The 13,812-nt window shown below is 65.5% G+C and carries 15 protein-coding genes, 1 tRNA gene and 1 pseudogene; 11 read left to right on the top strand and 6 right to left on the bottom strand.

Translation table 11 applies throughout. The features are described 5' to 3' along the window. Positions 1-865: 865 nt before the first annotated feature. Positions 866-1,318, bottom strand: a pseudogene (locus tag ABT041_RS11765) (UTRA domain-containing protein); the annotation flags it as partial. A 155-nt stretch (positions 1,319-1,473) separates the two neighbouring features. Next, a complete protein-coding gene (locus ABT041_RS11760; RefSeq protein ID WP_351182815.1) occupies positions 1,474-1,899 on the bottom strand; it encodes an IS5 family transposase in 426 nt (141 codons plus the stop codon). 763 nt (positions 1,900-2,662) lie between these two features. On the opposite strand from ABT041_RS11760, the gene ABT041_RS11755 reads away from it, so the two are divergent. The 3 genes from ABT041_RS11755 (at position 2,663) to ABT041_RS11745 (ending at position 5,397) form a co-directional block, all read left to right on the top strand. Next, positions 2,663-4,138, top strand: coding sequence for an RNA-directed DNA polymerase (locus ABT041_RS11755; protein WP_351182813.1), 1,476 nt, complete (start codon positions 2,663-2,665; stop codon positions 4,136-4,138). 10 nt (positions 4,139-4,148) lie between these two features. Beyond that, a complete protein-coding gene (locus tag ABT041_RS11750; protein ID WP_351182811.1) occupies positions 4,149-4,940 on the top strand; it encodes an SMODS-associated NUDIX domain-containing protein in 792 nt (263 codons plus the stop codon). A gap of 382 nt (positions 4,941-5,322) precedes the next feature. Further along, positions 5,323-5,397 (top strand) — tRNA-Trp (locus tag ABT041_RS11745). A 525-nt stretch (positions 5,398-5,922) separates the two neighbouring features. Here ABT041_RS11745 and ABT041_RS11740 read toward each other — a convergent pair. Continuing rightward, the gene (locus ABT041_RS11740; protein WP_351183290.1) at positions 5,923-6,153 is read right to left on the bottom strand and encodes a bacteriocin immunity protein; all 231 of its coding nucleotides are present in this window, start codon (positions 6,151-6,153) and stop codon (positions 5,923-5,925) included. Between ABT041_RS11740 and ABT041_RS11735 the strand changes: the two genes are divergently transcribed. The 4 genes from ABT041_RS11735 to ABT041_RS11720 are packed head-to-tail and all read left to right on the top strand — an operon-like array spanning position 6,142 to position 7,517. After that, positions 6,142-6,780 carry a DUF2637 domain-containing protein gene (locus tag ABT041_RS11735; protein ID WP_351183258.1) on the top strand — a complete coding sequence of 213 codons (639 nt, stop codon included), beginning with the start codon at positions 6,142-6,144 and terminating at the stop codon, positions 6,778-6,780. The genes ABT041_RS11740 and ABT041_RS11735 overlap by 12 nt on opposite strands. 12 nt (positions 6,781-6,792) lie before the next feature. After that, positions 6,793-6,984, top strand: a complete 192-nt coding sequence (locus ABT041_RS11730) for a mobile element transfer protein (RefSeq protein ID WP_351182809.1) — start codon at positions 6,793-6,795, stop codon at positions 6,982-6,984. 18 nt (positions 6,985-7,002) lie between these two features. Beyond that, positions 7,003-7,161: a hypothetical protein gene (locus tag ABT041_RS11725; RefSeq protein WP_351182807.1), complete on the top strand. Its 159-nt coding sequence runs from the start codon at positions 7,003-7,005 to the stop codon at positions 7,159-7,161. A 26-nt stretch (positions 7,162-7,187) separates the two neighbouring features. Then, positions 7,188-7,517 (top strand): SpdD-like protein, encoded by a 330-nt coding sequence (locus ABT041_RS11720; protein WP_351183256.1) that lies wholly within the window; start codon positions 7,188-7,190, stop codon positions 7,515-7,517. On the opposite strand, the gene ABT041_RS11715 is transcribed toward ABT041_RS11720, so the two are convergent. Beyond that, positions 7,514-7,831 (bottom strand): Imm51 family immunity protein, encoded by a 318-nt coding sequence (locus ABT041_RS11715; protein ID WP_351182805.1) that lies wholly within the window; start codon positions 7,829-7,831, stop codon positions 7,514-7,516. The genes ABT041_RS11720 and ABT041_RS11715 overlap by 4 nt on opposite strands. A 194-nt stretch (positions 7,832-8,025) precedes the next feature. On the opposite strand from ABT041_RS11715, the gene repSA reads away from it, so the two are divergent. From repSA to ABT041_RS11700, 3 genes are read left to right on the top strand one after another with little or no spacing between them, the layout of a single operon-like run. Next, positions 8,026-9,417, top strand: coding sequence for a replication initiator protein RepSA (gene repSA, locus ABT041_RS11710; protein WP_351182803.1), 1,392 nt, complete (start codon positions 8,026-8,028; stop codon positions 9,415-9,417). A gap of 2 nt (positions 9,418-9,419) precedes the next feature. Then, on the top strand, positions 9,420-9,617 hold the full coding sequence (locus ABT041_RS11705) for a helix-turn-helix transcriptional regulator (RefSeq protein ID WP_351182801.1): 198 nt from the start codon (positions 9,420-9,422) through the stop codon (positions 9,615-9,617). Next, positions 9,617-10,879 carry a tyrosine-type recombinase/integrase gene (locus ABT041_RS11700; RefSeq protein ID WP_351182799.1) on the top strand — a complete coding sequence of 421 codons (1,263 nt, stop codon included), beginning with the start codon at positions 9,617-9,619 and terminating at the stop codon, positions 10,877-10,879. The genes ABT041_RS11705 and ABT041_RS11700 overlap by 1 nt, the downstream gene beginning before the upstream one ends. Before the next feature lie 65 nt (positions 10,880-10,944). On the opposite strand, the gene ABT041_RS11695 is transcribed toward ABT041_RS11700, so the two are convergent. Continuing rightward, positions 10,945-11,274, bottom strand: coding sequence for a hypothetical protein (locus ABT041_RS11695; protein ID WP_351182797.1), 330 nt, complete (start codon positions 11,272-11,274; stop codon positions 10,945-10,947). Between the two features lie 140 nt (positions 11,275-11,414). On the opposite strand from ABT041_RS11695, the gene ABT041_RS11690 reads away from it, so the two are divergent. Further along, the gene (locus ABT041_RS11690; protein ID WP_351182795.1) at positions 11,415-11,990 is read left to right on the top strand and encodes a hypothetical protein; all 576 of its coding nucleotides are present in this window, start codon (positions 11,415-11,417) and stop codon (positions 11,988-11,990) included. Positions 11,991-12,326: 336 nt separating this feature from the next. On the opposite strand, the gene ABT041_RS11685 is transcribed toward ABT041_RS11690, so the two are convergent. Then, complete coding sequence (locus ABT041_RS11685; RefSeq protein ID WP_502976445.1) at positions 12,327-13,751, bottom strand: LAETG motif-containing sortase-dependent surface protein; 1,425 nt, start codon at positions 13,749-13,751, stop codon at positions 12,327-12,329. Between the last annotated feature and the right edge of the window lie 61 nt (positions 13,752-13,812).

Genomic DNA, 13,812 nt, shown 5'->3' with positions numbered 1-13,812 from the left:
CTTGTCGTAAATGATCAACGGGAGGCGCATCATGAGGGATCCACCGTGACATCGTCGAGCAATCCCAACTCACACGCGAGTCACCCATCCTGACTAGACACAAGAAACTGGTGTCGCCGTGAGAGATCCGCCACAGCAGCCGCACATCTAAAACGAATCGACTCGAGTGCAATTGCAATGCGGCCCATCGAAGTCGATTCGATCGGTGAAATCAACCAATTTGGAGCAGAAATGACATTTCAGACGACGCTAAGGAGCCAACGAAGACATGTCCGCGTCCGGTTTCGAACCTAGGAAGAACGCCCTCCTCGCCACCTTGCTGGTACTAACCGCCTCGCTGGTGGTTGCACTGGGGGCAGGATGGCTATCCACAACCGCAGGCAATACGAAATGGGAAGCACTTCAGGCGGCAGGTAGCGCCTTCATTGGCGGGGCTACCGTGCTAGGAATCTTTGTAACCCTCTATTACTTGATCAAAAGCAACAACAGGTAGCTATTAATTAGTTTCTAAACCAGGGCCCCGAGGTGAACGCGCGCGCCTCGGGGCCTTCTCTCGCACACCTAGGCCGAGTCACCACGCAACGACCCAACCGTCTCAGGAGTGGACATGGCACCACCTGCAGAGGCGTGAATTATTTGCCGGTAGTTCGACGCTGGCCACAGAGCTGGTGCCTCGACCAAAGAGTGCCACTGCTGCGCTCATCTCGTCTGCCTCCAGCTCGCACGAAGTAGCCGGCAGTCGCCTGGGGCCCGGTGAGCGTCCTGCTAAGTGAAACTAGCGTCCGCACCACGAACCGACCAGGGCTATATCAGAGACAGCACATCTGGCCTCTCGAAGCCGTGCGCCTCGGTTGCGCCTGCCCCGTCAGCGACTGACGGGAACCTCGTAGACGATTTCACAGAGAGCCGCGGGCACAACGATATCCGCCGTCTCCACGGGCCGCCCCTCGTCGCTGTAGTAGGTCCGTCGGATATGCGTGACGAGAGCACCCTTCTGGACGCCTAGGAGCGAGGCCTCCTCGGCGCTCGCCTGCCGCGGCTCCGGCTGCTCCACCGCGCGGCTGACCGTGATGCCGATCTCCGCCAGACGGCGCACGACGCCCATCCCCGCATACGGCCCACCCTCGGGCAGAACGGCAAGCGTGCCGGACGTGATGCTGTACGGCTCCCAACTCGTCGACACAAGCACAGGCTTGCCGTCGGCCAAGTACTCGTACGACGTACGCACGCAGTAGTCCGCCTCAGGGATGCCGAGGCGCGCCGCAATGTCCACCGGGGCTGGCACCATCGCCTCGCTCCGGCTCTCCCAAGTCCCTCGGTCCGGGCGGTTGCGTGGTCGGCCGAGACCCAGCCGGGGAACCCGGATGGCTTCCAGGACCGGCTCGAACTGCGGGGAGTCGCCCCGCTGCCCGGCCGTGATCACGACGGACAGGGGCTTCTGCCCCTGCTCGACCGCGAGGTGGATCTTGCTGGTCAGGCCGCCGCGGGAGCGTCCGAGGCCGTGGTCGGCCGGCTCGACGAAGACCCCGCCGGGCGGTTCCTTCTGGAGATCCCCCTTTTCGCCGCCCCGGCGGCGTGCTGATGGGCCCGGCAGACGGTGGAGTCGACGTTCACGTCCCAGGTGATCAGACCCTTCGCGTCGGCCTCGGCCTGGAGTCGGGTCAGGATGCGGGCCCAGGTGCCGTCCCGCTGCCAGCGCCGGAACAGGTCATAGACCCGGTCCCACGGCCCATAACGTTCGGGCACGTCCCGCCAGGGAGCACCGGTCCGGGTCCGCCACCGTATGCCGTCTATCAGCTGCCGCCGCGTCCACACCTGCGGCCGACCCGGCTTGATGCCGCGCGGCAGCAGCGGCTCAAGCCGGGCCCACTGGCCGTTCGTCAGATCCCCACGCCCCACAGCAGGAGATCATCAACGAACAAGATCCACTTTCGCAACAGGCCCTAGGCGTCGTCGGGCCTCATCCAGTAGTGATGTGGGCACACGGGCTTCTCTGTTGGTAACCGCCAGGCACATGGGCTCCCACCGCCTCCCAGAAGCCCTTGGAATCACGCAGGTGCCCACCCAAGGTGTGCCACGACAGACCTGGATGCTCGATCCGTAGTGCTGCAAGGCCGGCGGAGGCTAAACCGCAACGCTGATACTCAGGCAGCGTGTATGGCTGCTCCACCCACCCAAGCTGACAGTCCGGGCAGACCTGGTAGTCGACACTGAACGCGAACTCGCCATCGAGATTGGCTGCGCGCTCACGCCAGCCTTGCCGTTCCCCCGAGAGAGTGTCTTGCCATGGCGTGTCCAGCTTCGGCACTCTCGCCCACCCACGCCATCGCCCGAACCGCCCGCGGCTCACCCGCCGAAACAGGTCGAGCCACCCCTTCCGCCCGGACGCCCGCCCCACTTCGTGAGCCTGGCGGGCTAATTGGTGTGCTGCCTTCTGATCGATGGTCATGCCCTCCTCGTTCCCACTTCGGACCAGAGCCGACCATGCTCGCCACTCGTGCCATGTCATTACAGGCGAAAACACCCCATTGCGATCGGGCCTGGACTGTCGCTCTCTAGCGGTGAACCAGCAAGAAGCAGCCACCGAACTGCGCGTTCCCGGAGCAGACCCGACTGAAGTGCCTGACCATTACTCTTAGTTGCTACACGTAGGGGGTGCGGGGTGAGTCAACCGTTCTTCAGTCACCTCGACATGGCCTGGGGGCGCCTGTTTCACGGTCGAGGCCAGTCGGAAGTTCCGGACATTATTAACTTTGCTGACACTAACGCCTCTTGGGGTGACATACGCGCAGAAATTGTCACATCCATAAAGAGTGGGCACGTCGGTCCCGACTATGTCGAGATCCTAGACATCCCGAAGAATGCGGTAGCAGTTCGCCCAATAGCTCGACTTTCCGTTCATGACCGGTTGGTCTATGACACGCTCATCTTCTCGATGGCCGACTTGATCGAACCCCATCTGCGAGACGGCGTTTACAGTGCCCGCTGGAAAAATAAGGGGAAATTGTTCTGGAGCCCCGTGAATTCGTGGGTCTCAATGCAGAAACATGGCGTGAAGCTGATGGAAGAAACCCCTTTTCAGCTAGCTCGCACCGATGTCACATCTTTCTACGAGCACATAGACGTGCACACACTAGGGATCGACATCGAGTCCGTTGGGACGAATCTGAAAATCGTCGAGCGGCTCACTACGTACCTTCGAATGTTCCAGACCTCCAGTCATGCCTGGGGGATCCCCCAGGGCCCTGATTCCTCTGCAATCCTCGCCAACCTCTATTTGCTACCTGTCGACGAGTTCGTTCACCGATCAGGAATGCACTACCTGCGATACTCGGACGACATGATGATCTTCGACACGGACAGGGAGACGCTTCGGAACACACTACTGGAGATAAATACCATCCTCAGATCTCGTCGCCTTTCGATGTCCTCGACCAAAACCGATATATATGAACATAATCAATCCCTTTCCCAGCTGGAGGATCTCGAAAAGGATGCGATCAATTACGGCATCAATATAGGCGAAGGAGGGGCGGAGGAAAGGCTTTACAAGCTATTCACGGAAGCAGTCGAGGGGGTCCAGCGAGATCGCGATGTGAAATTCGCTCTATTCAGAATGGGGCGACTGAAAGATGATCGCGCCATTCCGTGGGCCCTTAAAAATCTCAAAGATAGTCATCACCTGGCCAGTCAACTCCTAAGTTACCTGGAACGCTTCCCTGCGCGATACGCGACTATCGGGCGCTGGTATGAATCAACTTTGTACCTGGCCGCCGGCCACAAGTACGACTACCTCGAACAGCGAGTTCTCCAGGCGGCCACGAGGCAAGAAATTCAATCAACGGACATTCGTGACCTCGCCTGGGGCATCCTTCAGGATAGGAATAAGTCAAATCTGCCTAGAGAGTTCGCCGCCCGCTACTTGGGCCGGGTCAGCACAGTGGCAGATGGTCAGCTACTCCGTAGAGAGTTCGAGGACGAGTCAAACGTCAACGTCCGGCGAGCCCTCTTGGTCGCTATGTACGAAGCTAGATCCGTTTCGCGGACCTTACTCAGGAGCCTTGCCGCCTCCGATTCTCAACTTACTTGGGTAAGTAGGTACCTGCTCAAGGATCCACTCATCCCGCTTCCGCGATAGGAGCAATCACTTGTCCCGACTCGTTGCATATCTCATCTTGGCGATTGCCGCAGGAACGGCAAGCTTCTACATAAGTAATTCGACGATCGTCAACATGACGGCAGGGCTGAGCGTCGGGCTACTTATTCCTATCGCTGACGAAATCGGCCAGAACTGGGGGCAGATTCGGCATGTCTGGTATTCAATCCGATATCGAAGGAGGGTAATCAGGGTTTCAACCTCCTACCTCTTCCGGATAATCATCGATGGGAAATACCTTCTCATCCGCGGAGCTCGATACGCGCATCAATTTCAACCGATAGGTGGGGTGCACAAGGTTTCCCCGCAAGGTAGCAGTTCGCTCCACGCGATGGGCGTTACCGATGACGACCTGATCCCGGTTGACCCAGCCAGATATGGAGACATTCGCGTGCGTGTGCCAGGGAAGATGATTGCAAAATTCTTTCGCTGGTTCGATTCCAGGCAGGGGCGCGAGGATTCTCCCTGGCGCGAGTTTCAGGAGGAGTTGGTAGCTACGGGAATCTTGTCCGCCTCCAACTTCCCGCACATCATGCATAATTATCTCCGCAGGGAGGTGGACCCGATCCGATACAGTGAATACGCGGACTCGCTCGAAATTCTCGTTGCCGACATTTACGAACTCATTCCCAATCAGGATCAGGAGAACGAGCTCCGGCAGCTGGCAGCCTCCAACCACCCGGATCTAGTTTGGGTTTCGTCTCAACAGATTCGTCGTCGTGGTGCCACGCCAGGGCAGCCCCAGTCCATCGAGATTGCGGCTCACGCTCGCCGACTCCTCTAAAGCAGACATTGACGGAGCGGGTTTGGCTGGCAGCCTGCCTGACTGAGGTCGAGCATGACCAAGGGGCCGTGCGCGGGTTGGTAACTGGGCAGCTCTTGAGCCTGACAACAATGCGATCAAGCGAGCCCATGGCCGTGCTCAACGCGGGTCCCTAGTCGGGTAGGTGTCTAAAACCGTCGAGACAGCGATGTCTCCATGGGTTCAAATCCCACACCCACCGCAGGTAAACGGCCCCTGACCAGGCAGATCGGTCGGGGGCTGTCCTTACGTGCGTTGCTCGTCAACCACCGTGGCTCCCCGTCAGCTCCCGTCCGAACGGGCACGCCAAGGGCACGAGTGCCACCTTGGCAGCAGCAGGAGTCCGTAGGATGGCGGGCGGGGCGGAGCTGTAGCGCAGAGGTCGTCGCGCGCGGTCTCCAAAATCGCGAGGACGCCGGTTCGAATCCGGCCGGTTCTGCCCTCTTGTCGTATCCGGTGTGACAGCCGCCTGCATTTTGCGGTCACGCTACTGCGGGTCTTCACCGCCCGCCTCGACCCACCACTCACCTCAGCTCCCATCCCGTCTGCCGTCGACCCACACACCGTGGAGCGGGCGTGGTTCAGGGCGTCAAGGTGGAGCGCGCCACTGTACGAACGACCTTGACGCCCTGGGCCGCGACTGCTCGGCTTTGCCTGGGTCGATGGCAGACGGGATGGGAGCTTCCCGCGCACGCCACCAATCGGCCGGCGCTCGCGAACGGCGCCCCCGCCATCCTGGAGCCTGAGCGCCCCCGCCGGAAGCATCGTCTTGAGCCGCGCTCGCGTATCGCCTCGGCCGCATCGTGGGTTCGTCACCCGTCAACCCGAGCTGTCAGGCGTGCGGCCGGCGGCCGGGCTGGAGCGGGGCGCAGACAGGAGCGCAGGCCCGGGCGACGGGCCGCGCGCGCCGCGCCGTGCGCGGCGGGTGCCTTGATGAAGTAGAGAAAGTCTTACCGCGCTGCCCTCAGAGGGCGATCGGCTTGTAGGCCATGGCCTTGTCGATGACCTTCTCGGGCGTCAGCTCGGGGTCCGGGTCCCAGAAGATGTAGTCGCTGATGTGCGGGCAGGACAGGCCCTGTTCAAGGGCCTCCAGGATCTGGGAGGACTCTTCCTCGGGTGTCTCTGGGTTCAAGACGCGCTCGACGAGGAGGATCGCTTCCTCGCGGGTCATCCGCCGTGCCGGCTGCGTGCTCACGGCGCCCTGTCCTTCGCTCACCTCCACGACCTGGCTCCGGCTGCCGGACAGTCCGGTTGGAAGGCGTGGGCCTACCCGGTCTCCGTGGATCTCTTGCTCGTCGCCGCCTGGCACCGGCTTCGGACCTCACGGGCCGCCGGTGAACCTGCCCGCTCTGCCTGGACGTGGTTCATGGTCGCCCTGGCCGCGTCGCTCGGTGCGAACGTCGCCACCGCCGGGCTCCTCGACCTCGGCCACGTCCCCGCCTGGCTGCGCATCCTCGTCGCGGGCTGGCCCGCCCTCGCGTTCCTCGGCGGCACTCTGCTTGTCCACTCCCCCGGGCATCCGACGGTCGCCAAGCCTGCCGAACCCGACACGGCCACCGGGCAGGCCCCGGCCGTGGAAGCGGTCATCGAGCGGTATGACGTCGCCGAGCCGGAGCCGGAGATCGCAGCCGCACCAGTCCTCCCCGCCCCGGAACCGGAACCCGCCCCCGTGGCCGTACCGCCGGCCCTCGTCGCTCACGCCCGAAAGGTCGCCGACGACTACCGCGCCCGCACCGGCTACCCGATCGACGCCGACACCCTGCGCGCCCGCCTCGGCGTCCCGCCCCTGATGGCCGCTGCCATCGCCGCCCAGCTCGCTTGAAGGGAGACCCTCATGGCCGCTCGTGACCACTTCCACTCCGTGATGCGGATCGGGCCGGTGCAGATCGGTACCCACCGGGACCGCCACGGCCGCACCAAGTACGCCGCCGTGTGCACGTCCGACGGATGCGGCTGGTCCACCGAGTACTCCAGCTCCTCGGCCGCCCAGCTCGCCGCCCGCACCCACCGCTGCCACCCCCGCTGACCCGAAGGAGCCCGTCTCATGGACGTCCCGCTCTGGCTCGCCCTGATCGTCGTCGGCGGTCTCGGCATCAAGCTCATCCGCCCGCCCTGGTGGCTCGTCGCCGTGATCCTCCTCGGCGGCTTCCTCCTCGCCGACAGCGTCCTCGCCCCGCTCATCGACACCACGATCAACAGGTAGGGAGAACCGTCACGTTCCAGCCGCGCATCCCGGTCAACCCGCTCCCGACCGGCATCGTCACCCCACTCGTCCAGCCGACCGTCACCGCCGACATCACGCCCCACGCCACCGACCACGCGGCGGCCTGCAACCACCACCACGCCCCGGTCCCTGCACCGGTCCCCGCGCCGTCCTCCGCTGTGCGCCTCACCCCGGCTGGGCTGGCCGTTGTTGTCGCCGGCGGCGCCGGAGCCGTCCTGGTCGTCGGCACGGTCCTGGTCTCCATGCTCCTCGCCGTCGCCGTCACCGCCGCGTCGGTCGCCGTCTGCGCCGTCGTCCTGCGCTCGCTCCTCAGCGGCCAGCGCCGACAGCGCTAGTCGTCGAACTCAAAGCCCGATGCCTCCGCACGGGCAACGATGTCGCGGACTGCCTCAGGGCTCGCGATGACGGATCCAAGGGCCGTCTTGAGTCGTGCGAGGTCGCTCGGACTCCCGACCGCGCAGAACATGCCTGCCTCGCTGTCGAATTCGAGGTTCTCGGCAATATCCGGCCAGGCGAACTGCACGAGATCTTCCCAGAAGTACCCGTTCGGCTCGTGCCCAGCAGCGGCTACAGCGGCATCGGCAGCCAAGCCGCCAGCGTTGAAGGTCAGCGAGTACTCGCCGTCGAAATCATGCAGGTTGATCGTCACGGCGTGATCGTCTCACCGCCCTCTGACAGGGCCGCCCGAGCTCTCGGAGCGCCCGTCCAGTCCCCCACCCGCGCCGGTCCGGTGGGCCATTCCAGTCACCGCACCAGTCGGCTTCCGGGCGGCTCAACTGCCAAGTCTCCGCCGCCCGGAAGCCCCGCCCCTACCCAGCTCGCAGAACCAGAAGGAAGCACTCCATGATGACCGCCCCGGCCGCCTCGTCGGCGGGATTGGACACCGCCACCCTGAGCGACATGCTCCGGGTGGCCGGGTCCCCCGGCTTCGACCGCTGGCAGGAACAGATCCACCGCACCGGCGGCTGCTCCCACCCCATCCACATCCAGGGCTGGACCCTCACCCGAGACAAGACCACCGGAGAGACCCTCCACCGGTACTCCACCGACACCGAACCGGGCGCACGACTCCGGATCGCCTGCGGCAACCGCCGTGCCTCCCGCTGCCCCGCCTGTGCCTGGACGTACGCGGGCGACACCTTCCACCTCATCCGCGCCGGCCTCGCCGGAGACAACGCCCGGGACATCCCCGCCACCGTCCGCGAGCACCCCCGCGTCTTCCTCACCCTCACCGCCCCGTCCTTCGGACCGGTCCACAACCGTCCCGGCACCCGGCCCTGCCGCTGCGGCACCCGCCACTCCGAGGACGACGTCGTCCTCGGCACGCCGCTCGACCCCGAGTCGTACGACTACGCCGCCGCCGTCCTCTTCAACAACCACGCCGGGCAGCTCTGGCAGCGGTTCACGAACCGCCTCCGCCGGGAGATCGCCTCCGCGGCCGGCCTCTCGCAGAGGGAGCTGAAGGAGGTCGCCCGGATCTCGTACGGGAAGGTCGCCGAGTTCCAGAGACGGGGCGCCGTCCACTTCCACGCCGTTGTCCGCATCGACGGGCCGGATGGTCCCGACTCCCCGCCGCCGTCGTGGGCGACCACCGAGCATCTCACCGATGCCATCCGTGCCGCCGCCACCCACGCGTACACGACCGTCACGGTCCCCGCCGCCGGTGATCAGCCGTTACGCCGCCTCCGCTGGGGCACCCAAATCGACATCCGGCCCGTCAAGGCCTTCGGCGACGGCTCCGACATCACCGAACAGGTCGTCGCCTCCTATATCGCCAAGTACGCCACCAAAGCCGCCGAGACCACCGGCAGCCTCGACCGCCGCGTCGGCAACCGCGAGGCTCTTGTCCTCCTCGGCGTCCCCGACCACACCCGGCGCCTCGTCGAAGCCTGCTTCGATCTCGACCCGCTCTACCCCGACCGCCGACTCCTCGCCTGGGCTCACATGCTCGGCTTCCGGGGCCACTTCTCCACCAAGTCCCGGCAGTACTCCACCACCCTGAGCGAACTCCGCCAGACCCGCGCCGACTACCGCGCCGCCCAGGAACGCACCGCTCGCGGCCTCGACGACATCGAGCCGGACACCGTCCTCGTCCTCAACTCCTGGTCCTACGCCGGCCAGGGCCACTCCCTCGGTGAGGCCGCCCTCGCCGCATCCATCGCCCGGGACATCCAGCTCAACCGTGAGACCGCCCGCGAAGCCCTACGTGCCCTGCCCGAGGAGAAGGAGTGGTGACCATGTCGCACAGCCTCCCCGACCGGTACTTGACCCCGGTCGACGTCGCCGAGCTCCTCGGCGTGCCCATCGAGACCATCTACCAGTGGCGGCGCAAGCGGATCGGGCCCCGGGGCTTCCGTGTCGGTCGGCACGTGCGCTTCGACCCCACCGACGTGCAGACCTGGGTTCAGGCACAGATGGAAGGGGCTGCTGCCTGATGGCCGGACACATCCAGGATCGATGGTTCAGGGTCGAGACCGGCCCCGATGGCAAGCCTCGCAAGGTCAAGACCGACCGCTACGGCATCGGGCTGCGCTACCGCGCTCGCTACGTCGGCCCCGACGGCTCGGAGAAGAGCAAGAGCTTCCCGGACAAGCAGAAGCGCTTGGCCGACGTCTGGCTGACCAACATCGAAGCCGACATGGCACGGGGCCAGTACATCGATCCCAAGGCCAGTCGGACGACGTTCCGGGAGTACGCCGAGCGCTGGATCGCCGCTCTCACCACGGACCTGAGTAGCCGTGCGGCCGTGGAAGGGCGCCTTCGCCTTCACGCGCTGCCATACCTTGGTGGTCGTCCCATCGGCTCGTTCCAAGCGGAGCACATCCGCGACTGGAGCCGGCAGCTCGAAGAGACCGTCGGGTCCGCCTCGTACCGGCGGCTCATCTTCGACGCGGTGTCCTCGGTGCTGAATGCCGCCGTGGACGATCGGCTCCTCGCGTCCAGCCCGTGCCGGGCCCGTTCGGTCAAGGCTCCCCGGCCGGCGCCGACTCGAGTACACCCCTGGGCCGCCTCTCAGGTCTTCGGCGTCCGCGCTGGCCTGCCTGAGCACTACCAGGCGATGGTGGACGTGGGTGCCGGTTGCGGGCTTCGGCAAGGGGAGATCTTCGGGATCGCCGTCGACAACATCGGGGATCTCGGCTGGCTCTACGTCCGCCAGCAGGTGAAGAAGGTGCGCGGTGGGCTCGTCTTCGCTCCCCCGAAGCGCGGGAAGCTCCGGGACGTCCCCCTCGACCCGGAGGTCTCGGCGGCCTTGCGCGAGCACATGAAGCACTTCCCGCCCGTCGAGGTCACGTTGCCGTGGCTGACGCCGAACGGACCGAAGGTGACTCACCGGCTCGTGTTCACGGCGCCTACCGGAACGGCCCTGTGGAGCAACGCCTTCAATGACCAGACGTGGAAGCCGGCGCTTGCCTCCGCCGGGGTCATCCCGGTCCCTGAGAAGGGGCACCGTTACGCCGCCGCTCGCGAGCACGGGATGCACGCGCTCCGGCACTTCTACGCCTCGGTCCTCCTGGACGCCGGCGAGAACATCAAGGCGCTGAGTCTGTACCTCGGGCACAGCGACCCGGGGTTCACGCTCCGGGTCTACACGCACCTGATGCCGAGCAGCGAGACACGGACTCGGAAGGCCATCTCCGCGATGTACCGGGCCGCCGGTCACGCTCATGACGGCCCAGAGACGGCCAAGGCTGCCTGAGACGGCCCCTCATCAGCGGGAAACCTGCTGGTGAGGGGCTGTTCTGTGCCTTCACGTGACAAGCTTCAAAGGTTGTTGTTCAAGTTAAAGCCGCGGTCTTGAATCACCGGGAACGCTTGCTGTGCAGCGGCAAGCCACGCGTCGATCTCATCGTGGGACGACCGGATGGCGCTGATCAGTTCCAAGAGGGCGTCCAGCTTCTGCCCACCGACGTTCAGGCGCAGTTCCTCAAGCGAAACTTCCTGGTACGGCATGCTCAGCTGCCACCAGAAGCGCATCAGGTAGCGACACTCCTGCGGCTCCCGGTCGTCCGCGAGGCGACTGTGAACCGCTGCTTGGACGCACCGCCGCTGGTCATCATCGCGAAAGCCGTGCCTTAGGTCAGTCAACGTCACGGCCGGACAGTACCAACAGCGCCCCCAACAGGATCTGTGCGGTCGTTCTGTCAGGCGTCTCGAAGGCGCGAAAGGACATCCGCCGCCATGGCACTGCGGGCAGGATGCCACCGATGTCTCTCGCTCAGTCAGGGGGTTCCATGGGAAGCGCGCTCATCGGGTTAGCCGCTGCGGTGGTGGGTGTAACAGGCACGCTCATCGCGTCTGTCCTGTCGCAACGCCTGCTAGGCCGCGTTCAATCTGAACAGTTCGAGCGACAGCAACAGGTGGCTGCCGCCCAGTGGCGCCGCGAGCAGCAGGTGGCCGAGCTGACCCGCCGGCGTGAAAGCTACATGCAGGTCAATGCGTCCTTCCGACGCTATCGGACACATCTCATGGACTTCCTGTGGACCGTGCACAAGGGAGCTGTCACGCCGGAAGCCCGGGAACTGGTCGAGGAAGCCCGACGCGATCACCACTCAGTCTTCGCTGAGGCTCAGCTCATCGCGTCCGCAGCAGTTCTGGCCGAGCTGGATGAGATGACGACGGCACTGTCTGAGATCTACCGCCGGATCATGTGCCTGGAGGAAGGGAACCCCGACCCGGATGGATCCTTTGGCGACATAAGGGGCGACTTCGTTCGGCTATGGGAGCAATGGGAGACGATGCGGGGCGTGATGCGCACCGACCTGGGTGTCGGGGACAGCGCTGGCGAGCAACTGGCAATCGGGGCCTGATGACTCTCCCCGCACTCGCCTGACGGCCCAGAGACGGCCCAGGCTGCCTGAGACGGCCCCTCATCAGCGGGAAAACTGCTGGTGAGGGGCTGTTTTGTGCCCTCTGCCGGAGAGAAACACCCCATCTTGCCTGACCGCCACCCCCAGGCGGAAACCGGTAAGACGCCGGGCGGGGGCGCGGAGGGGGCGGCGGGGGCCGAATGGGGCCGTTTCGGGGCGTGGACGTGCGACGACCCCGGGCGCGGGTGCGGTCCGGGGTCGTGCGGGGTCATGGGGCGGGGCGCGCGTGACGCGGATCACTCCGTGCGGTCGGGCGCTCACCCCATGGGGGTGTGGCTACTGGCCGGCGGTCTTCTTCTTGCGGAGGAAGAACACCGCGCCGCCGCCGATCACGACGAGCGCCGCGGCGATGCCGGCGATCATCGGGGTGGCGCTGGAGCCGCCGGTCTCGGCGAGGTCGCCGCCACCGGTCGTGGTGCCGGCCGTGGTGTCACCGGTGGTGCCGCCCGTGGTGGACGGGGTGGACGGCGTGGCCGAGGGGGTGGTGGAGGGGGTCTCCGACGGCTTCGGGCCGGGGGTGGCCGTCTTGCAGTCCAGGACGCCCTCGAAGGTCTCCTCGAAGCCGTTCGGGCCGGTGATCGTGAACTTGTACGCCTCGTCCTCGGCGAGCGGGACCGTGATGGTCTTCGACTCACCGGCGGCGACCGTGTACGAGGTGCCCTTCAGGTCGAAGGTCCAGGCCTCGTCGCCCTTGTTGGAGGCGATGACCTCCAGGCCGCCCTTGGCGCAGTCCTTCGCGACCTGGACGGACGGGACGGCACCCTTCTTGGCCCACGTGGCGGAGGCCTTGGCGGTGACGGTGGAGTCGCTGGAGCCGGCCAGGATCAGGGTCTGCGACGGGCCGTCGATGGAGACGAAGGCGCGGCCGAGGGAGACCTTGGTGGTGGCCTCGGCGGTCAGCTCGGCGGTGCCGTCGGCGGTGCCGGCCGGAACGTCGAAGTAGATCTCGTCGCCGTTCTTGGCGTCGGTGACCGGCTTGCCGGTCTTGTCGACGATCTGCACGCCGGCGGGGGTGCCGGCGGCGGCCGCGATCTTGGCGGTGGCGTTGGTGGTGACGGTGATGGGGCCGAGCTTCTCGCCGGCCTTGCCCGCCACGGTGGCCGGGGAGAGGCTCAGGGAGGCCGTCGGCTCGTCGAGCTCGACCGCCTTCTCCAGGAGGTACTCCTTCAGCTTCTCGGCGTCCTCGTCCTTCGGCGTCGCGACGACGTTGTCGGAGAGGGTCCAGATCGCGGCCTGGGTGCCGGCGGCCGCCTCCTGCTTGGAGAGGTCGACGCCCACGCTGCCACCGAGGGCCTCGGCGGAGAGCTTCGGGTAGGCGTGCTCCAGGATCCAGAGGATCTTGCCCGCGTTGGAGTTGTTGTGCAGGGAGGACTCGTCCCAGCCGACTTCCTTGTAGTCGTAGTCGCGCTTGGCCCCCGTGCGGAGGTCGATGCAGTAGGTGAAGAGGGTGCCCCCGCCCTCGACCTCCATCTTGAACAGACCACCGTTGACCGGCCACTTGCTGCCGTCCTTCTCGGTGATCACGACGGCGCCGGCGTCGTCGGTCATGCCCCCGAACTTCGCCGTGACACCGCCGGTGCCCGGGGCGCCTTCATCAGCCAGCGCCGGTCCGGCGGTCGCTATCGCACCCGTCGCGACGAGGCCGGAGACCAGGATCGTGGCTGCCAGGCGGGCAACGCCACGCCCACGAACTGAAAACATTGGATTCCCCTCCAGGCGTGCCGCTCCGCGAACTTGGTCGATTCGCGTGGGGGGAGCGCAC

It is taken from the genome of Streptomyces sp. NPDC002825 (assembly GCF_040295385.1).
Lineage (GTDB): Bacteria > Actinomycetota > Actinomycetes > Streptomycetales > Streptomycetaceae > Streptomyces.
Note: the sequence above shows the minus strand (reverse complement) of the source record. Positions and strands in the feature narration are given on the sequence as shown.